The organism is Acinetobacter sp. RUH 2624, from assembly GCF_000162375.2.
Classification (GTDB): domain Bacteria; phylum Pseudomonadota; class Gammaproteobacteria; order Pseudomonadales; family Moraxellaceae; genus Acinetobacter; species Acinetobacter nosocomialis.
This window is the reverse complement of record NZ_KI391939.1, coordinates 991,244-1,011,780: the sequence shown is the minus strand read 5'-3', so window position 1 is coordinate 1,011,780 and position 20,537 is coordinate 991,244. Positions and strand designations below refer to the sequence as shown.

Here is a 20,537-nt window from a genome sequence, read left to right as displayed (position 1 = left end):
TTACCAGCGGAATTTATTCCAATTTTCCGGGTTTGCCCAAAATTTTGAATTAAACCAGTCTGGAACATGTTTATAGGTCAAGATATTAAATTGCCATAAAGCGAAATCACTATCATGTGAAGTTTTATCGATGAGTTGCGTGAACCCCAAAGAACGTAATAGCTGTTCATCACTGCGTTTGCTTACCACAACAATTCGTTTTGCTAATAAATCTCTTAACTTCACTAATAATTGTGATTTATGTACATCGCTAACGCTTTGCATTTCATCTGTATCAAACAATACAAAACCTAAATCATAACGCTGAGTAAAAGGCAGACTTAAAAGCTCAGTTACGGTAAAATAGTGCCATTGAATTGCGTTATTCTGGTCAATTTTCTGGCCAATACAAAGTGCAGTATGAATGGGCTGTTCGTTTGATAAATCGTCTAGCATAGAAGTGATGACATTTTGTTCAGCCATAACTGCAACCCTTAATTGAAAGATGTGAGTTTAAACTTTATGGAACTACAAGGCATTTGCCATAAAATGCATGCAGGCCTAAAAGATGCTAGTGTAACTGATCAACAGACAACCAAGGCAAATGTTGAATACAAATTTGTATTAGACCGTTCAGAAATTGATCTTCCTTTTAATTTAGGACAAGAACTAGAAATCGAATGGACAGGTAATATTTATTGCACATCTTGTGGCGCCAAAACACCGAAGTCCTATTCTCAAGGTCACTGTTTTAAATGTTTTAAAACGAAAGCTGAGTGTGATCTTTGCATTATGAAACCTGAAACATGTCACTATCATTTAGGTACATGTCGTGAAGATGACTTTGCCCACAGTGTATGCTTCCAACCACATATTGTGTATTTGGCAAATTCAAGTGCTTTAAAAGTAGGAATTACCCGTGTTAGCCATATGCCAGGTCGCTGGCTAGATCAGGGAGCAACTCAGGCTTTACCTATTTTAAAAGTTGGATCACGTCGTTTATCTGGTCAACTTGAAACCATGTTTAGTTCCCTAATTGCTGATAAAACTGACTGGCGTAAACTTCTTAAGGGTGAAGCTGAACCTCTAAATATGGTTGAACAACGTGATCAATTAATTGAAGAGTTTGCACCTAAAATTCAAACTATACGTGAAGAGTTTAGCCAAAATCTTGAATTTAACGAGACAGTTGAATTACTAGAAAATGAGTTACCGCGTGAGTTTGTTTATCCTGTTGAACAATATCCTGAAAAAATTAAGTCTCTAAACTTAGATAAAACACCAAAAATTCGTGGTTTATTACAAGGTATCAAAGGCCAATATTTAATTTTTGATATTGGTGTTATCAACATTCGTAAATATACGGGTTACGAACTGATCGTACGTGCATAAGTAAATTTAAAAAGCCCCTAAAATGGGGCTTTTCATTAATACGATTAAGATAATCTATTCCTAAATAGCCAAGCTGCTAAAGGTAAAGTGATCAGTCCAAGTATAATCATTGGAATAAAATTAAATTGAACTTGTGTAAAGTTTGCTCCTTCCAAATACACCCGTTGTACCAAATTAATTCCAAACCTTAAAGGATTTGCGTAAGTTGCTATTTCAAGTGCTTTTGGCATATTTTCTACAGGTGTCAGTAAGCCTGAAAGCAACATCAAAGGCATAATTAGTAGAAACGTAAATAGCATGGCTTGTTGCATATTTAATGATAATGCAGAAATTGATAAGCCCACTCCAACTATAGCCACGTTAAAACTCAATAACCCAAAATAAAGCAGCCCAATAGAGCCATTCATGGGAATTTTAAACCAGAACAAAATAATCAATAAAATAATAGTTGACTGCATCAGTCCTACAAAAATTGGCGGCAAAGCTTTACCAATCATAATTTGTAATGGCGTATACGGTGTTACTAATAACTGATCAAATGTTCCCTGCTCACGTTCACGTGCGACTGACAAAGCAGATAAAAGTAGTGTCTGCATCATACTTAATGCCGCAATTAATGAAGGCATTAAGCTCCATCGAGACTCTTGATTTGGGTTATACCATGTTCTTGTTTCAAGGCTAATAGGTAAAGCTGAATTAAATTTTTGCTGATTAAACTGTCCAACTATTTTGTTTAGATATGAACCTGCTACGACTGCGGTTGATGAATTCCTGCCGTCAACAATCACCTGTATAGGAGAGTTTTGGTTATTATTTAATTTACTCTCGAAGTCTGACGGAATCGTGATTACAAGCAATACCTGACGGCTATCAATCACCTGTTTGATTTGTTCGGTATAATGAAGTGTTGCAACACGCTTAAAAATACCAGAGCCATCTAATTTTGAGATGAGTTCATGTGAGACTTGGCCATTGCTCTGATCTAGAATTGCATAATCCACACGGTTAACATCATAAGTTGCAGCGTAACCAAACAAAAGTGCTTGCATCAGTGCTGGTACAAATAGAATGACTCTATTTGCAGGGTCACTAAAAATAGTTAAGAATTCTTTTTTGACTAAAAAACTTAAATGCTTCAGCCACGTGATTAATTTTTGCCACATAACTTTATCTCAACCGTTTTTTTAGTGAAAAGTTCACGGCACATATCAAAACAATAATATATCCCAGTAAAAAACCGCATTCTTTAAGCCATAACTTCCAGTCATCACCTCCCATAAATAAGGTTTTAATTAAAATCATAAAATGTGTAGCTGGCAGTAACTGGCTAATAATTTGCACCACTAAAGGTAAGTTACGTGTATCGAAAACAAATCCTGAAAGCATCTGTGCGGGCATAAAACTTGCCAATAAAGCAATTTGACTTGCCTGAAACTGACTTTGAGCAAAACCCGATATGGTTAAACCAAGTAATAAAGAAACAACTAAATAGAGAAATGAAGCCGATAAAACTGAGAATAATGAACCGCGCATGGGTACTTCAAAAATAAAATAGGCAGCAATAATACAGATTACGATATCAATCATGCCGACAACAACATAAGGAATGAGCTTTGCTAATACAATTTCAAATGGTCTTACAGGTGTGACAAATAAGGCCTCTAGTGTTCCCCGCTCCCTTTCACGAGCAATAAGTAAACCAGTTAAAAATGCACCGATTAAAGTTAAAATTAATACCATTAAGCCAGGGACTAAAAACCAAGTACTATTAGCAGATTCGTTAAACCATATTCGTTGTTCAATATTAACGGCGCTTGACGTTGCTAATATTTGCCCACGGTCAACTTGTATAGACGGCGCGGTAGTCAAAGCCCCTGTAATATAGCCTTCCAAAGCTGTTGCTATGGTGGTGGATGTACCATTTAATAGTAGTTGAGCCTTTGCATTACCTTGTTGTGTCTGACTCGTAAAATCTGAAGGAAAGTGCAAAATGGCATCAATTTCTCCATCTCGAATGGCCTGTTCTGCTTTAGGTAAACTAGGAAACTCTTGACTTGCTAAATATCGCGAACCCTTTAAACCCGCTAAAATCTGATTAATCTGTGGTGAGGACTGATCAACTACGACACCAACTCGTGCCTGATTTAAGTCAAAGGAAAGTCCATAACCAAACAATAAAATTAAAATAACAGGCAAAACCAGACCAATCCCGAGGCTGCTTTTGTCACGAATGAGCTGCTTAGTTTCTTTCCTTACTAACGCTGTCAATCGATTCCAAAATCCAAAGCTCATTGTAGACCTCCTAAACAGCATGCCTTAAAGCACGGGCTTGCTCTACAATTGCTATAAAAGCCTCATTCATATCACCAATATACTTATCTCGACTGGCTAAATCGCGTACTTGTTGGGGTGAGCCTAAGGCCAATAATTTTCCAGCATCTTGTATGGCGATGCGGTCACAATATTCCGCCTCCTCCATAAAATGAGTCGTAATAATGATGGTAATTCCCTGATTTGCTAGCTCGCCAATGCTGTACCAAAATGAACGCCGTGTAAGAGGATCTATCCCGCTCGTAGGTTCATCTAAAAATAAAATTTCTGGTTCATGCAACAGTGCTGCAGCCATAGATAGTCGTTGTTTATAACCACCGGGTAAATCACCACTTTTAATATGAGGTTTTAAATCGTATTGCTCTAATGCATTATCAATTTGTTGATTTAGTTTTTTGCCTGTTAGACCATAGGCCCCACCAAAAAACTTCAAATTTTCTAAAACAGTTAAATTGCTATACAGTGCAAATTTCTGAGAGACATACCCCACTTTGCCCCGTGCCTCAGCACGAGCTGTGCGTAAGTTTTTACCAGCAACTTCTAGATAGCCACTACTTGCTGGTAACAATCCACATAACATCCGAAATGTTGTGGTTTTACCCGCACCATTTGGGCCAAGTAATCCAAATATTTCGCCTCGCTTTACATCAAATGATGTATTGGCAACGGCAGTAAAATCGCCAAAGTTTCTGACTAGATCTTTAACAACAATGACGGGTTGTTGTGATTTCAAATTATTGTTTTGTTCTAATTGAAAATTCTGCTCAGGAACAGATACTAGTTTTCGTTGCTTTTGAGTCTGCTGCAACAACATCATAAACGTATCTTCAAGTTCAGCTGATCGCCTATGAGCGACTAGCCCCTGAAGTAAAATATCTGTTGATAATTCTTTTTGGCGACTGATAAAGTTTACCTGTTCACCCTTTGGAACAGCATCAATAATGTCAACAGAATTTCCAAGCAATTGGGCTTGTAAAGTCCGTGCCTTAATTTGCTCTGAAAGTTTTACTTTCCATGTTTGTCCATGTGCTATTTCTTTTAATTGCTCAGGTGAGCCTTGCTTTAAAATTTTGCCCTCATACATGATATATACATAGTCACACTTTTCTGCTTCATCCATATAAGCAGTACTTATAATAACGCTTAAATTTTCTTCTTGAACAAGCTGTTCAATAATAGTCCATAAATCTCTTCTTGATAAAGGATCTACTCCAACACTAGGCTCATCAAGCAATAGTAATTCTGGGGAACGAACTAACGTACATGCCAGTCCTAGCTTTTGTTTCATTCCACCAGAAAGTTTCCCCGCTGGGCGTTGAATGAATTGAGTAAGATCCGTTATTTCTAATAACCGTTTAAATCTTTGACTGCGTACATCTTTGGGAACGCCATGTAAATCGGCATATAAATTTAAATTTTCTTGTACACTTAAGTCTTCATACAGACCGAAACGTTGTGGCATATAACTAATACGGTCTTGCACAGCTTGAGGATTTTTATCGATATCAAACCCAAGCACATTCAGAGAACCTGAAGTAGCTTTATATAGTCCAGCAACTAATCTTAATAAAGTTGTTTTTCCTGCGCCATCTGGGCCAACTAAAGCAGTAAGTTCTCCTTTATTGATTTGCATATCCAAATCATCAATTGCCTTAGTATCTGCTAACTTTTTATTTTCACCTTTAAAAATCATCGATAAATGATGGGCTTGAACCACTACATTATTATCAGTCATGAGCTTTCTCACCTGAAACAAGTGGTACTTTTACAGTCACTGGTTGACCCATTTTCAATTGATCATTCGGGTCATTTACGTAAACTCGAACTTCATAAACTAGAGTTGTTCTTATCTCATCAGTCTGTACAGTTTTAGGCGTGAACTCAGCCACAGAAGATATATAGCCAATTTTTCCATTGATAGGTTGATTCGGATCAGCATCTCGAATGACCTGTGCCGTACCACCCATATGAATGGAACTCAAATCTTTTTCATTTGCATATAAACGAACCCATTTTGGATCGGTCAAGGCCAATGTATAAACTGCCTTTTGCGCAGTGGTCATATCTCCAACTTCTTGTAGTCGCGCTCTCACCACTGCATTTACAGGAGACTTTAGTACAGCTTGAGTAAGGTTATAGTTGATTAGATCTAAATTCGCTTTGGTTGCGTCATATTGTGCTTTGGTTGCTTCTCGATCCTCTTGTCTAGCGCCTTTAATGACCAATTCTAAATTAGCTTGTCTTTCACGGACCGCTGCTTCAGCACTATGTTGATTACTTTTGGCATAGTCGAGTTCTTGTTGGCTAATTGCCCGACCATCCGTACTAATCACCAATATTTGTAACCTTTGCAAGTTTTTACTGGCTTTATCTAAATCAGCTTGAGCAGAAGCGAGTTGTGCTCTTGCTTGACTAATTTCTTCTGGCCGAGCTCCGACTTGTTGTTTAACGATAGCTTCTTGTTGAGCTTTGAGTTGTGCTTGGGCTTGCTTTGCCTGAATTTGTAATGCATTAGTATTCAGAGTTGCTAATACTTGACCGGCTTTAACTTTATCACCCTCTTGAACTAAGAGTTTTTCAATACGGCCCGGCTGTTCAAATGCAAGTGAAACTTGGCGGATATCCACGTTTCCATATAGAGTCAAATTACTATCTTCTTGATTTTTTGTCTTATATCCCCACACCCAAAAACCGATGACAACCAGAGCTATAATAACTAGGACTATGGCAATCACTTTTTTATTCATCTTATTATCCTTTATTAAATTCAAATTTTCTTAGTTTAAATTCAATTTAAATTTAAATTACTCCAATCTTTGAATAAAAGATATACTTTTATGGTGAATGAAAATTAGGTTTAAACATGTCCAGATCTAGACGAAGTGATGGTGACTTAACAAAGACTAAAATTATTGAGGCAGCAGGACCATTAATTGCCCAGTATGGTTTTGCAAAAACAGCGAACAAAACAATTGCTAACGCTGCTAATGTCGATTTAGCTGCAATTAACTATCACTTTGATGGTCGAGATGGTTTATATCAAGCAGTTTTGGTGGAAGCACATGCCCACTATCTAGATGAAAAATATTTATTAGAACTTGTCGAAAGCACTTACTCTCCTGAAGAAAAATTGAGTTTACTACTTGAAACTTTACTGCATAAATTGACAGAAAAAGATGTCTGGCATGGCAAAGTTTTTATTCGTGAACTGTTTTCACCTTCTGAGCATTTATTAAGTTTTATTGAACTTACAGGTATGAGAAAATTTTTTCTTATTCGTAAGTTAATTAGTCAAGTTGCAGGTTTAGAGGAAAATGATCCAGCGGTTTTACCATGTATTTTAAGCGTGATGACACCTTGTATGATGCTCATTATTGCTGGACCAAATACTCAAGCACCTGAGCCTCTTAAAAATATTGCTCAGATGCCATTGCATGATTTAATTGAACATTTCAAAAAATTTTCATTAGCAGGATTAAAAGCAATTAGCCAATCAAAATCCTAAAGGTTAGCTATTCAGACATTTCAAAATAGCCTGAACAGGATCTTCCGTATTTCCAGAAATAAGTTGTTTATGCATGGTTAAATGTTGCATTACTTGAATTTGCGCCGTTTCAACATTCATTAGTTTTTCTATTTCAGCTGCTAAATTTTCTGGCGTAGCATCTGCCTGAATCAGCTCTTCAATAACTTTTTTACCCGCAATAATATTCGGTAAAGAATAATAAGGAATTTTGACCAAAAGCTTAGCAATTATATAGGTCAGCCAATGCAATTTATAGAAAGTGACCATCGGTCTATGCATTAACATTGCTTCTAATGTCGCAGTCCCAGAAGCTAAAGCAATAATATCACTTGCATTCATGACCATACGGCCAATTTTCGATTCGCTATCTGTATTTTCTAAAATATTAATGCAAGCCTTTAAATGAGGTGCTAGTTGTTGAACACCCTGCTCAATCTGTTGCTTACGGGCATCATTAATGGCCGGAATCAAGAATTGGATATCTGGATATTTGGTATGCAAAATATTAGCAGCACCCAGTAACATAGGAAGAAGTCGCTCTACTTCACCTTTTCGGCTACCTGGTAATAAAGCAATATACTTCTGATTTTCATTAAGACCCAATTGCTGTTTAGCAATTTGAATTGGATTTTCGAGTGGTAATTGTTTTGCTAGCGGATGACCTACAAAGGCCGCTGGAACTTCATAGCGCTCATAAAAGACTTTTTCAAACGGAAATAAACAAAGTACTAAATCTATACTCTGTTTAATGCCATGTACACGCCCTTGGCGCCACGCCCAAACAGATGGACTCACGTATTGAACTGTTTTTATTGGAAGACTCTTTTCTTTAATACTTTTAGAAAGTCTGAGGTTAAAATCGGGTGCATCAATACCAATAAAAATATCAACCGGTTGCTGAGTCCATTGGTTAATTAAACCATCTCGCACGGCAAATAGTTTTTTTAAATCTTTTAATACCTCAACAATCCCCATTACAGATAAAGTTTCCATTGGATAATAACTGTTAAAACCCTCAGCAATCATTTGGGGTCCACCGATTCCTTCAAACTCAGCATCGATTCCTTGTTCACGGAAACTACGCATAAGTTTCACACCCAGTGTATCTCCAGAAACTTCCCCAACTACAATGCCTATTTTAAGTTTTCGATTTGCCAAGGCGATTTACCCAAAAATTTGAAATAATGCATTCTAGCATAGAGGCTTATTAATCTTGAACTTGGTAAATATATATGGCTAAAGCCAGCAGAAGCACACCACAATCTAAAATTACACTCATGCACTATCTTTTAATCAAAATTAACAATGCGATTTGAATTGTAGCTTACATTTACAAACAATAAAATAAATGAGAATTATTTACATTATCTTTACTATTATGACCATCCCACCTCGACCATTTAAACTTTCTGTAATCGCCTGCGCGATTTGTTATGCAAATCTCACTTATGCTCAAGATGCAGATATACAAGCTTTGCAGACGATTCAAGTTAAAGCTACAAGTACAGAGCAGTCTTCTGAACAAACCAAAGCCTATAATGTTAAGAACTCTAGCAGTGCAACTAAGCTTAACATTGAGGCTAAAGAAACGCCTCAAACTATTAATGTCGTTACTCGTCAACAAATTGAAGATTTTGGGCTTACTAGCACCCGAGATGTTCTAAACAATACACCTGGGGTCACAGTAACCAATCAGGAAACCGAGCGAACTACTTATATGGCTCGTGGTTTTGAAATTTCAAATATTTTAACTGACGGCGTAGGTTTTCCCCTCTCAGGTTATAACTATAACAATACTAATCCTGATACTTATTTTTATGATCGTGTAGAAGTCGTTAAAGGTGCTGACTCTTTAACGAATGCATTTGGTGACCCAAGTGCAACCATCAATAATATTCGAAAACGCCCAACCCAAGAATTTCAAGCAAGCGGCGGTATAAGTTACGGGTCTTGGGATACTCAGCGTTATGAGGCTGACGTATCTGGCTCAATTCTACCAAGTGGAAAAGTCCGTGGTCGCATTATGGGCTATGAGCAAACTGGTGACTCATACCTTGACCGATATTCTTCAGAAAAAAATGGTTTCGCTGGTATTGTTGAAGCTGATTTAACAGATACAACATTACTTACCCTAGGTTATAGCCAAGAAAAAAATAAACCGAATGCAAACAACTGGGGTGCTCTACCCTTGCTTGATGCCAACGGCAAACAAATTTCTTATGATCGCTCCTATAACCCAAACCCTGACTGGGCACATTGGGATAATGAAACACAGAATGCTTTTGTTGAATTAAAACAGAAAATTAATGATCAATGGGCAGCTAAGCTGACTTATAACTATCTTGATAGTAAGCATAACAGTCGCCTCCTTTACTATTATGGTTACCCAAAAGCTGATGGTTCAGGAGTGTCTTTGACACCATGGGGTGGCCAAGAGCATCAAGAACAACATGCTGTAGATTTTAATCTTGAGGGAACTTATAAACTCTTTAACCAAGAGCATGAAGCAACGTTAGGTTATAACTATGTACGTAGTCGTCAACATGATAAACAATCTACGGGAACAATTAACGATAGTAATGTTATCAATTCGACCACCACAAACTGGGCAAGTTGGACACCTCAATCTATAACGTGGTCAGATTTCTCTGAAGCAGCGAACTATACGCAAAATATAGATTCAATTTATGCTGCTACCCGCTTACATCTCAACGAAGATTTAAAACTGTTGCTTGGCGCAAACTATGTGAAAGCCGAGAGTAAAGGCGAAAGCTATGGTTCGCCTATGGAATATAGTGAAAGTAAAGTTTCACCGTATGCGGGCTTAACTTATAACTTTACACCTGAATATACAGGTTATATGAGCTATACCTCAATTTTCCGTCCACAAACTGGTATTGATCAAGATACCAATCAAGCTTTAAAACCAATTGAAGGTAAAAGCTATGAAATGGGTGTAAAAAGCTCATGGCTAGATGACCGTTTAACTGGGACGCTTTCAGTATTCAAAACCGAACAAAACAATTACCCACTACGTAACTCGGACGGAAATCCACTTAATCGAAAAGTGCCAACCAGTGATTTAGAATCACAAGGTGTCGAAGTCGGGTTATCTGGTCAAATCACTGATAACGTCAATCTTGCTTTTGGCTATGCTCAATTTAGTATTAAAGATATAAAAAATGGTGGCGAAGCGAGAACGTATAATCCAAACCAAACCCTTAATTTGCTGACTACCTATACACCATCAGTTTTACCTAAGCTGAAAGTTGGCGCAGGGCTACAATGGCAAGATGCCGTGAAGCTATACGACTCGACAGCAAACAGCACCATCAAGCAAGATGCTTATGCCTTAGTAAATTTAATGGCGAGCTATGAAGTGAATGACCACATTACGCTCCAAGCCAATGGAAATAATATTTTCGATAAGAAATATTTGTATAGTTTCCCTAATGGTCAAGGCTTTTATGGACCCTCAGCCAACTATACGGTTGCTGTAAAGTTTAAATATTAAACGCGTAGCCAACTCCACTTTAGGTGTTGGCTTTCTTTTATTTTTTATGTGCCAGTAAAGATGTCCAAAACATTAAATCTCCCTATGTCATATCGTATAAAAGTTTTCTATCGATTTTTAGTCGTTTTCGGTATGGGTTATGCCTGTATGGCTTATTTAAGTCTTGGGCTTACTGGTATCTTTCATTTGACTCTAGATAAACCTGAAGCCATTTATTTGGCAGCATTTATCTCTATTTTGTTTTATGTATTTTTTGTGATGGTAGGTTTTTGCATTCAATCGTTATGGAAAGTGACTGGGCTATCAATCGTGCTATTTACCCTTTTCTTTATTGTGACACGGATGGTGAGTTATGCATAAAGGTATACGCCAATCTATGGCATGGCTGCATTCATGGACTGGATTAATTTTTGGATGGCTCGTATTTACTATTTTTTTAATGGGGAGTTTGTCGTATTACCGCCATGAAATTAATTTGTGGATGCAACCAGCACTTGCACAGTACGAAATAAAACAAGATGTGGCAATTAAAACAGCATATCAGTACTTACAAAAAAACGCTCCCGATGCCAAATCTTGGTATTTAACTGTTGCTACCGCAGAAAGTCCTGCTAACACCATGTATTGGGAAAAACCAGACGGTGGTTATGGAAATGCAACACTTGATGCAAATACTGGTCAAGAACTAAAACTTTCAGCAACTGAAGGTGGTGACTTCTTCTATCGTTTCCACTATCAACTTTTTGGTATTCCGATATTAATTGGACGGCTCGTTGTATCTTTAGCAGCTTTTATTATGTTAATTGCCTTAATCTCAGGCATTATTACCCATAAAAAAATCTTTAGCGACTTTTTTACTTTACGGACCTTTAAGTCTCAGCGTTCATGGTTAGATTTTCATAATGTTTCATCTGTTATTGCACTGCCCTTCTTTTTGACTATTACTTTTACAGGCTTGGCTATTTTCTTCTATTTATATCTTCCTTGGGGAATGCAAAAACTCTATCCAGATAATCCATATCAATATTTTACCGAAATTCGCACAAAGACGGTCTCTGAGAACCAATCGATTCAACCTGCTCAAAACTTAGCTATTGAGAATTTATTGAGTCAAGTTCAGCAACGTTGGGGAAATCAAACTTTAGCAACTATGAGTGTTAAAAACCCAAATACGAATCAGGCTCAAATTACATTTATTCAGCAAGAAGACCGTTCTATTACCCGTAATCAAGCACAAATCACACTAGACGCATCAACTGGCAAAGTCTTGGGTGATACACGTAATCATAGTCCTATTGCTACACTTTATGCTGGAGTATATGGCTTACATATGGCAACTTTTGCTCAGCCTTTACTTCGCTTAGGGTTGTTTTTCTCTGGTATTTTAGGATGTGTAATGATTGCATCTGGCTTGTTACTTTGGAGCCTAAAACGCCAACTTCAAAAGAAAAATAGTAAGTTTCATTTTGGGCATTATTTAGTTGATCGTTTAAATGTTGCTACATTTATAGGTTTGCCTTGTGCAACACTTGCTTATTTATATGCAAATCGATTGTTTACAGTCACGACAACTACTATCAATTATGAAATTTATAGCTTCTTCTTGGTATGGCTAATAAGCTTGATTATTGCGCTCATCACTAGAAAACAATATTTGTGGCGAACTCAACTTGGCATCTTCATTTTGCTTTGTATAGCACTCCCTCTCTTAAATATAAGTTATTTGCTAAAAAATCATTATGTCCAAAACTTTAACGCTTATTGGGATTTTGCACGCATAGATATTTTTTTCTGGTTATTTGCAGCCTTAGCCCTTTTCATATTTTTTAAAATTAAACCGATTCAACATAAAGCCGTAGAAAAAATTCAAAAAAAGCTGAATAAGTTAAATATTGAGGTGAATTCATGATGTTCTTTGTGTTTATCCTGACTTTACTAGGCATGTATTTACTATTCATATCGGCTGAAAAGTATCGCTCATCGAAATCAACTGATCATTTCAAATCTTTAGCTCAAAAATATTATCCATTGTTAAGGATATTGGCCTTTTTACTATTTGCGTTGAGCGGGTTTATTCTCATCAAAAAATATGGTTTTTCAATTGGTTTTGTCAGCTGGTGGATCTTTGCAACACCCCTTACCTTTTTACTCATACTTTGGCTTAACCCCTTAAGAGCTTTGAAATCATCATCTAAGTCATGAATTTGAATAAAATTTCATCAAAATAGGCATATTTTTGATTGCTTAGCGTTTTTTTGCATAAGTAAATCATTATTCATGACAACTGTTTATCTCTAAAAGGAATAAGATATCTGCGTTTCGTGATAAGTGGCGATAAAGATGTCTGGTGCTTTTGAATTTATCTTAGCGGGTATGTTAGTTGGTTTCTGTGTAGGGATTACAGGAGTTGGTGGTGGGTCATTAATGACACCAATTTTAATTGGTCTTTTTAGAATTGAACCGCATATCGCAATTGGTACCGATTTACTTTATGCCGCAATTTCAAAGTTTTGTGGATCAATGGTTCACGCAAAAAAACTCAATATCGTGTGGCCTATTGTTTTATGGCTAGCAGTGGGTAGTATTCCTGCGTCTTTCGGTACTGCTTGGGTATTGGAACATTATTTAAGTCAGTCAACACACTATAAAGCTGTTTTAACAATGGTATTAGGCTTTATGCTGACCTTGACTGGTGTTTCTATTATTTTCCGTACTCGTATTGAAAAGTTCTTTAATAAATTCCGAAATAAAGAGAATACCCAAACTGAAAATGAGCAATTAGCTGTTCAAAATAAACGCACCTATATTGTGATTATGGGCATTATTCTAGGTGTATTCGTAACGTTATCATCTGTTGGTGCTGGTGCCTTTGGAATTATGGCACTCGTAATTATGTTTCCGAACTTACCAATGATTCGAATTATTGGGTCAGATGTCGTACATGCAGTATTACTAACCTTAGTTGCCGGTCTTGGACATATGAGTGCCGGTAACGTCGACTTTATGCTCCTTATGTGGTTGTTGGTAGGTTCTATTCCGGCAATTATTATTGGCACATTAATTAGCTCACGTATGCCGGAACGTTTAATCCGTAAAATTTTGGGTATTACATTATTTGCTCTTGGTGTTAACTTTATGGTCCACCCAGTCAAAGCCAAACCAAAAGCAGCTGTGGTACAACAAGCAGTAGTTGCTGAAAAAACAGGCAACTCGACTGAAAGATAGTAAAATCAATAGGATTTTTCCAAACTGAATTGCCATGAGATGTAGTATTTTCATAATTATTTCATGGTATATTCAGTACACAAAACAACCTTTAGTATGATCGAACCAGTGACAGCAATGACTACACATTCAAATTCCGTTTCAAAGCCAGATATCGACGACGTTAACATTAAAAGTATCCAAACTCTTGTAACACCAGCTGAGCTTAAATCAGAACTTCCATTATCTGATGTTGCTTCCCAAACTGTTCTAAAAGGCCGCGAAACTATTCGTAATATTTTAGATGGCTCAGATAAACGTTTATTTGTCGTTATTGGTCCTTGCTCTATCCATGATCCAAAAGCTGCTCACGAATATGCTGACCGCTTAAAAGCATTAAGCGAAAAGGTTAAAGATACTCTATATCTAGTTATGCGTGTTTATTTTGAAAAACCACGTACAACAATTGGCTGGAAAGGCTTAATTAACGATCCAGATATGAATGACTCATTTAACATTGAGAAAGGTCTACGTATTGGTCGTAAACTTTTGCTTGAGTTAAATGAAAAAGGTTTACCTTGTGCAACTGAAGCACTTGACCCTAACTCTCCACAGTACTACCAAGATTTAATTTCATGGTCTGCTATTGGTGCACGTACAACCGAGAGCCAAACTCACCGTGAAATGTCTTCTGGCTTATCATCACCAGTAGGTTTTAAAAATGGTACAGACGGCGGTTTAACTGTCGCAACCAATGCCATGCAGTCTGTTAAATATGGCCATAGTTTCTTAGGCTTAAATGAAGACGGTCAGGTTTCAATTATTAATACAAATGGTAATCCTTATGCACACGTAGTATTACGTGGCGGTAATGGTAAGCCAAACTACGATGCTGGCTCTGTTGCAGAAGCAGAAAATGCTTTAGCAAAAGCAAAAGTTAGCAACAAAATCATGATTGATGCGAGCCACGCAAACTCAAATAAAGACCCATACTTACAACCGCTTGTTCTTAAAAATATTACTGAACAAATTTTAGATGGTAATAAGTCTATCGTAGGTATTATGGTCGAAAGCCATTTAAAAGGCGGCCGCCAAGATATTCCTGAAAATCTTTGCGACCTTGAATACGGTAAGTCAGTAACTGATGGTTGTATTGACTGGGAAACTACTGAAAAGACATTGCTTGAAATGCATGAAGCTTTAAAAGAAGTTTTACCAAACCGTTAATTCATCTTTTAAAGATTGAAGATTAAACCCTCATTTTTTTGAGGGTTTTTTTTATTTTGTTTGGTCGGAATTCAGCTATGACAGCTATTCGTTTTTGATTATACTTCGACGAGTTTTTCCACTACGACCGCCTAAAATATGGTGCTGAGTTTCCGTCAACATTTGCTGAAGTGGCGCACGCTTTTAAGTGCTATCACTTTGCTGTGTTTACTATGGCACATTTTTTTGCCTACTCTTGTGCAAATTGGCATCGTACCTGAATTGTATACTATGCCTAGTCACTGCCAACCAGTTGTATTAGAGCATTCAGCCCACCAACAAAATTTTAATATGGAGCAGCATCACCTTTCACATGCTCATCACCATATGGAATCTATTCAGAATAAATTTCATACCAAGCATGCTCAAGAGGTTTTCGCGTTAGCTACTCAAATCATGAAGCATTGCCCGTTATGTACGCATGGCCTAGATGCAGCAATTTTAATTCCACTCATTGCTTTGATTTTTGTTTTAATTTTACGTTGGTTTAGCCGTGTACGATGTCTGTGCCATACGTGGACCATACAACTAGAACTTCCCGTTACTTTCTATATTTTACCGATTAAACACGCCCCACCAACTGCTCTATAAAACCATAACTTTTCTCATTCCTATTTTCAGGGATTCAAAATTTATTGCTTTTTATAGGGTCATTCTATGTCATCCCTCAAATTTCGCTTATCTGTTTTAAGCGCAGCATGCTTAACTGCTTCATCTAGCTCTCTAGTTTTTGCTGAAGACTTAACACCAGCAAACAATGACACAAAAACCTTAGCGACTATTGTGGTTACGGCAAGTCGCGAAGGTGAAATACTGAATAAAACTCCAGCTGCAATTAGCCAAATCAATAGTGAGCAAATAGAGAATAAACATGCCACTTTTATTGGACAACTTGTAAACCAAACACCAGGAGTCTTGATGAATGATCTTGGTAATGAACAGCACATGATGTCTATACGCCAGCCCATGACTACTGCTGCTGTTTATCAATATCTAGAAGATGGCCTTTCAATTCGACCTGTAGGTGTGTTTAACCATAATGCCCTGTATGAGATGAATATGGCGGGTGTAGACAATATTGAAATTTTACGTGGACCAGCAAGTAGTGTTTATGGAAGTAATGCAATTGGCGGAACCCTCAACTTTTTAACCAAGGCGCCGAGTGCCACACCAACAGCAGATATTGGTCTGAGCGCAAGTAGTGAAGGTTATCGCCGTGTTGACGTGGGAGCTTCTGATACCTTTGATACTCGTACTGGCGCCCATGGGTTAAGAGTTTCTGCCTATGCCAGTGATCGTGGTGATAGCTGGCAAGATCATGCCGAAGCAGATAAACAAAGCATTACAGTACGTCATGACTGGCAAATTTCTGATTCAACTAAACTGAAAAATATATTTACCTATAACCACTTATATGCAGATATGACAGGTAGCTTAAATACTGAAGATTATAGCCAACGGCCTGGCTATAGCTATCAGACATTTACTTACCGGGAAGTAGATGCAACACGTATATCCTCCCAACTAAGTCATGACTGGAATGATCAACAGCAAAGTCAAATCACTTTATATTATCGGGATAATACAACTGAGCAAAATCCAAGCTATAACATAAAAACTGACAAGAAAGATGGAGTTGCAACAGGAACTTACAGCGGGCAAACCACTTATAATAGTTTTCAGTCCTATGGAGTCAACCTACAACACTCAGCAACTTTAGGCCAATTCAAGTTAGTCGTGGGTAGTATGGCTGAGCACTCACCGACTCAGGGCAGAACTAATGATATTGAAGTTTTTCGAGATCCTGTTACACGTATTTATACGAGTTTTAAACAGCGAAAGCTTTTACGTGATTTTGATGTCGACGTTGATAATGAAGCGATCTATGCTCAAGTGAATTGGCAAGCTTTGCCTAACTTAAACTTAGTCGGCGGCACACGTTATGACTGGATTCGTTATGACTATCAAAATAATTTAACTCCTTCTAATGTTACTGGCGCTCCGGATGAAACAAGAAATTTTCATAAGGCTAGTCCAAAATTAGGAGCAATTTGGAATATTACTCCTCAAATCGACTTCTATACAAACTGGTCACAAGGCTTTGTTCCACCAGAGGTCAGTAGCCTTTACGGCGCAAATTTAGTTACGCCGAATTTAACTGAAGCAACTTTTACCAATATTGATGCAGGTATCCGTTTTAAAACATTCAATGACCGATTGGATGGTGAAATTACGCTTTATCGTTTAAATGGCGAAGATGAAGTAATTAGTTATACTAAACCCGATAATACCCGTGAACCACGTAATGCAGGTAAAACTCTTCATGAAGGTATTGAAGTCGGTGGAACTTGGCAAATTTCCGATCAGCTTGACCAAAAATTGAAAATTTCAGGTAGCTGGGCTCGTCATCATTATGAACAATTCCAGCCGTCAGCTACTATTGATTACAGTGGAAATGATATGCCGAGCGCACCAAAAACTTTTGGTACGCTTGAATATCAAATTAAGCCAATCCCCGAATTATTACTCTCAGCAGAAGGTGTATATGTAGGTTCATATTGGATTAATGACGCCAATACTCAAAAATATGATGGTCATACGGTACTCAACCTGCGTGCAAACTATCGTAAAAAGGCCTATGAAATATATGGTCAGATTTTAAATGTGGCAGATACACATTATGCTGAAAGCACTTCTTTTAGTAATAATGAAGTGAGCTATACACCGGCAGCTCCACGTACATATTTAATAGGTCTACGCTATCATTTTGGTAATTAAGTAAATTTAAGTTTGTGGTCACAGTTGGCCACAAACGATTAATTTAACTATAAATAAAAACAACTTAAGACAAAAGTAAAAAGCAGAACGGTTTCACTAATTTCAATTGTAGCGCCCACGGTATCTCCCGTAATGCCATCAATTCGTTTTATAAACAGATATCTTAAATAAATCAGGCTTATTAAAAAACCAATTACCGCTATCAGCCCTTGCCATTCCCAATACAAAGGTAACAGTAAAATTAATGCAGCTACTATCCATGAAACAGTTTTAGGCAAATGGTCTGTCAAAGAACGACCTAAGCCTTTTTCGCGAACATATGGTGTAGTTAAAAACAAAATAGATGGCACCACACGTCCAAGTGCAGGAACAAATACTAAGAATAGCGTTTGATGTTGATCAATCAATACAAAGACCAAAGCAAACTTGAGCAAACAAATGATAACTAAGCTCAGCACTCCAATTGGGCCGCAGCTCGGATCTTTCATGATTTGTAAAGTACGTTGTTTATCCCCAAAGCCACCTACCCAAGCGTCAGCTGTGTCGGCCAGTCCATCTAGATGCAATCCCCCAGTCAGCCAAATCCATAAAGTAAGTATAATTGCGGCAAGTAAAACAACGGGTAATTTGGCTAAAAGACAGGCAACAAGAAAAAGTATGCCACCAATAATCAGCCCAACCAGTGGATAAAACAAAATAGCCCGACCATTTTGTTGCGCCGTTGGTGTAGTCTTTAACTCAATAGGTAGAACAGTTAAAAATTGCAATGCAATCCAAAAAGGTGTCATATCCCACTCTCTAACTGATCTATATATAAAAACAAACTGAATTATGAGGAAATAAAAATGGGAATAGCAATCCCTATTCCCATTAAACACTTCAAAAACTGTGAAAAACTACTGTATTTGATAGCACTGCTTTAATTTGATGTAGTCGTAGTAAAAACTAGTTGGTGTGTAACGCGCATAGTTACACGCAGATTTAAATAAAGTCTCTTTTTCGTTATAAAGCATCTTCACTAAAGTCGAGCCTTGACTATTTTGATAAACATCCCACTGTATGTTGGCTGCCATAGGTGAAACTATTTCACCACGCCATGTACTTGTTGAATAGTTATAAGTCTGGCGTAGTGGTAAAGGCTGCATCATATTATGCAAATCCAAGCTAGTTGCCAGAGGAATAATAATTTCAGCATGGGCAAAACGTAAAACTGCTTTATATGGTTGAGCTTTATTTACAACAGCATCAACTTGTTGGAATAAATCTTGTTTGAGTCCTTGAGCAATTTCACTTGTAACTTGGTTCGACTCTGTGAAACTTGGACCTTTTTCATAAAAATCATTGGCATCATTAAATTCAGCATAAAATTTTGCGGCTTCCAAAGGCATATATTTATCAAAATCAACACCTTTTAACTCATCTTTCATACCACCAGAAATTGAATAAAGCTCATAAACATAAGCCGCAGCATCTACTGCACTAGCAATGGTATTTTTACCCTTACCTTTTTCTGTAATTTGCTCACCTTTTGGTGAAGTTACTGTAAAAGACCCATTATTGCTAAAACTATAACCTGTCGTACCAAGTTTTTTAATAAAGTCTGCTTTAAAAATCGGAGTGAGTACGGACTGGGCAATTTTTTCTGCTTGAGTATTCTTCGATAACTCACTCAACTTTTGGGCTAAATCTTTATTGTTTGCTTCGAAATCTTGATAGGCCTGACTAGCATCATAAATTTTTTGTTGGCTAGCACTAAGTGGTTGAGTTAAATCTTCAGTCGCATTTAGACTATGAAAATAAAGTTTAAAACGATCAACACCCCCGTCTACAAGACTAGGAACACTTGAACTCGATAAATTGGTATAAGACACAGGAACAATTTTATCTTTCAGCTGAGGCTGTTGTTTTATCAGTTCAGCAGTGAAGAATTTAGCACTATCCACCGCACGATCTACCCCAGAACTTTGTACCAATATAGATGCTTGAGAGTTTACAAGTGTTGGCAAGCGCTGTAATAGGCGATCGGCAATCCCGCGGTGTTCTAAAATACCGGTCATGGTTTCATTTCCATAACCGTATTGGCGAATACCTTCAACCCCATAGCCCAATAAAATATTGGCTTTCATCATGGCTTCCAAGTCAGCACCTAATTGCTCACCCAAAGGCGTTAAAGCATTTTCTGTTTTCGCCTGTTTCCATAAATTATAAAGTGCTAAATCATATTTAAGACTTGATAGTCCTCTCGAACCGTGTCGCGCAACCAATTCTGTAAAAACTGGCTGGAACCCATTTGGAGCTTGCTCATAATTTTTTAGATCTTGCTGTGGTTGATAAGGTGTTTTGGTTTGATAATATTTTGATGAATTTGTAGATGGTGGAGTTTGAACTTCTTGATCATCATTATTATTACAAGCCACGAGCAATAATGAGGCTGCAAGCACACTAGTTTTAAATAAAATATTCATAAGCCAAATAAGTAATTAATTAATAAATGCCAATAGCTTAATTTTTAGTAATGACAGTTCTATTACATAGTTTAAAATATCT

Annotated in this window: 18 protein-coding genes; 10 read left to right on the top strand and 8 right to left on the bottom strand. The window is 37.3% G+C overall.

Translation table 11 applies throughout. The features are described 5' to 3' along the window. Positions 1-462, bottom strand: coding sequence for a DUF6231 family protein (locus tag HMPREF0014_RS11475; protein WP_002049924.1), 462 nt, complete (start codon positions 460-462; stop codon positions 1-3). A 39-nt stretch (positions 463-501) separates the two neighbouring features. On the opposite strand from HMPREF0014_RS11475, the gene HMPREF0014_RS11470 reads away from it, so the two are divergent. Further along, entirely contained in the window at positions 502-1,371 is an 870-nt protein-coding gene (locus tag HMPREF0014_RS11470) for a DUF2797 domain-containing protein (protein WP_004887374.1), read from the top strand. Positions 1,372-1,415: 44 nt separating this feature from the next. Here HMPREF0014_RS11470 and HMPREF0014_RS11465 read toward each other — a convergent pair whose 3' ends face one another. The 4 genes from HMPREF0014_RS11465 to HMPREF0014_RS11450 are packed head-to-tail and all read right to left on the bottom strand — an operon-like array spanning position 1,416 to position 6,449. Further along, positions 1,416-2,534 (bottom strand): ABC transporter permease, encoded by a 1,119-nt coding sequence (locus HMPREF0014_RS11465; RefSeq protein ID WP_004887375.1) that lies wholly within the window; start codon positions 2,532-2,534, stop codon positions 1,416-1,418. 4 nt (positions 2,535-2,538) lie between these two features. Further along, positions 2,539-3,663 carry an ABC transporter permease gene (locus tag HMPREF0014_RS11460; protein ID WP_004887376.1) on the bottom strand — a complete coding sequence of 375 codons (1,125 nt, stop codon included), beginning with the start codon at positions 3,661-3,663 and terminating at the stop codon, positions 2,539-2,541. Between the two features lie 10 nt (positions 3,664-3,673). Further along, positions 3,674-5,437: an ATP-binding cassette domain-containing protein gene (locus tag HMPREF0014_RS11455; RefSeq protein ID WP_004887377.1), complete on the bottom strand. Its 1,764-nt coding sequence runs from the start codon at positions 5,435-5,437 to the stop codon at positions 3,674-3,676. Then, positions 5,430-6,449 (bottom strand): HlyD family efflux transporter periplasmic adaptor subunit, encoded by a 1,020-nt coding sequence (locus HMPREF0014_RS11450; protein ID WP_004887380.1) that lies wholly within the window; start codon positions 6,447-6,449, stop codon positions 5,430-5,432. Before HMPREF0014_RS11450 ends, HMPREF0014_RS11455 begins: the two co-directional genes overlap by 8 nt. 116 nt (positions 6,450-6,565) lie before the next feature. On the opposite strand from HMPREF0014_RS11450, the gene HMPREF0014_RS11445 reads away from it, so the two are divergent. Beyond that, positions 6,566-7,207, top strand: coding sequence for a CerR family C-terminal domain-containing protein (locus tag HMPREF0014_RS11445; RefSeq protein ID WP_004887381.1), 642 nt, complete (start codon positions 6,566-6,568; stop codon positions 7,205-7,207). Positions 7,208-7,210: 3 nt separating this feature from the next. Here HMPREF0014_RS11445 and lpxB read toward each other — a convergent pair whose 3' ends face one another. Next, positions 7,211-8,386, bottom strand: coding sequence for a lipid-A-disaccharide synthase (gene lpxB, locus HMPREF0014_RS11440; protein ID WP_006581555.1), 1,176 nt, complete (start codon positions 8,384-8,386; stop codon positions 7,211-7,213). Positions 8,387-8,606: 220 nt separating this feature from the next. On the opposite strand from lpxB, the gene HMPREF0014_RS11435 reads away from it, so the two are divergent. The 8 genes from HMPREF0014_RS11435 to HMPREF0014_RS11400 all read left to right on the top strand — a co-directional run bounded on the left by HMPREF0014_RS11435 (position 8,607) and on the right by HMPREF0014_RS11400 (position 17,990). Then, positions 8,607-10,742 carry a TonB-dependent siderophore receptor gene (locus tag HMPREF0014_RS11435; protein ID WP_006581554.1) on the top strand — a complete coding sequence of 712 codons (2,136 nt, stop codon included), beginning with the start codon at positions 8,607-8,609 and terminating at the stop codon, positions 10,740-10,742. Between the two features lie 60 nt (positions 10,743-10,802). Continuing rightward, positions 10,803-11,102, top strand: a complete 300-nt coding sequence (locus tag HMPREF0014_RS11430; protein ID WP_004709000.1) for a hypothetical protein — start codon at positions 10,803-10,805, stop codon at positions 11,100-11,102. Next, entirely contained in the window at positions 11,095-12,651 is a 1,557-nt protein-coding gene (locus HMPREF0014_RS11425; protein ID WP_004887388.1) for a PepSY-associated TM helix domain-containing protein, read from the top strand. The genes HMPREF0014_RS11430 and HMPREF0014_RS11425 overlap by 8 nt, the downstream gene beginning before the upstream one ends. Then, on the top strand, positions 12,648-12,944 hold the full coding sequence (locus HMPREF0014_RS11420; RefSeq protein WP_004887390.1) for a hypothetical protein: 297 nt from the start codon (positions 12,648-12,650) through the stop codon (positions 12,942-12,944). Before HMPREF0014_RS11425 ends, HMPREF0014_RS11420 begins: the two co-directional genes overlap by 4 nt. Before the next feature lie 138 nt (positions 12,945-13,082). Further along, positions 13,083-13,967, top strand: coding sequence for a sulfite exporter TauE/SafE family protein (locus HMPREF0014_RS11415; RefSeq protein WP_002049910.1), 885 nt, complete (start codon positions 13,083-13,085; stop codon positions 13,965-13,967). 96 nt (positions 13,968-14,063) lie between these two features. Further along, positions 14,064-15,173, top strand: a complete 1,110-nt coding sequence (locus HMPREF0014_RS11410; RefSeq protein ID WP_009504867.1) for a 3-deoxy-7-phosphoheptulonate synthase — start codon at positions 14,064-14,066, stop codon at positions 15,171-15,173. A gap of 138 nt (positions 15,174-15,311) precedes the next feature. Then, the gene (locus tag HMPREF0014_RS11405; RefSeq protein ID WP_004887396.1) at positions 15,312-15,803 is read left to right on the top strand and encodes a hypothetical protein; all 492 of its coding nucleotides are present in this window, start codon (positions 15,312-15,314) and stop codon (positions 15,801-15,803) included. Positions 15,804-15,869: 66 nt separating this feature from the next. After that, the gene (locus HMPREF0014_RS11400) at positions 15,870-17,990 is read left to right on the top strand and encodes a TonB-dependent receptor (protein ID WP_004887398.1); all 2,121 of its coding nucleotides are present in this window, start codon (positions 15,870-15,872) and stop codon (positions 17,988-17,990) included. A gap of 47 nt (positions 17,991-18,037) precedes the next feature. On the opposite strand, the gene HMPREF0014_RS11395 is transcribed toward HMPREF0014_RS11400, so the two are convergent. Both HMPREF0014_RS11395 and HMPREF0014_RS11390 read right to left on the bottom strand, forming a co-directional pair. Next, positions 18,038-18,778, bottom strand: coding sequence for an adenosylcobinamide-GDP ribazoletransferase (locus tag HMPREF0014_RS11395; protein WP_004887400.1), 741 nt, complete (start codon positions 18,776-18,778; stop codon positions 18,038-18,040). A 108-nt stretch (positions 18,779-18,886) separates the two neighbouring features. Continuing rightward, positions 18,887-20,455 carry a histidine-type phosphatase gene (locus HMPREF0014_RS11390; protein ID WP_004887401.1) on the bottom strand — a complete coding sequence of 523 codons (1,569 nt, stop codon included), beginning with the start codon at positions 20,453-20,455 and terminating at the stop codon, positions 18,887-18,889. Positions 20,456-20,537 lie beyond the last annotated feature (82 nt).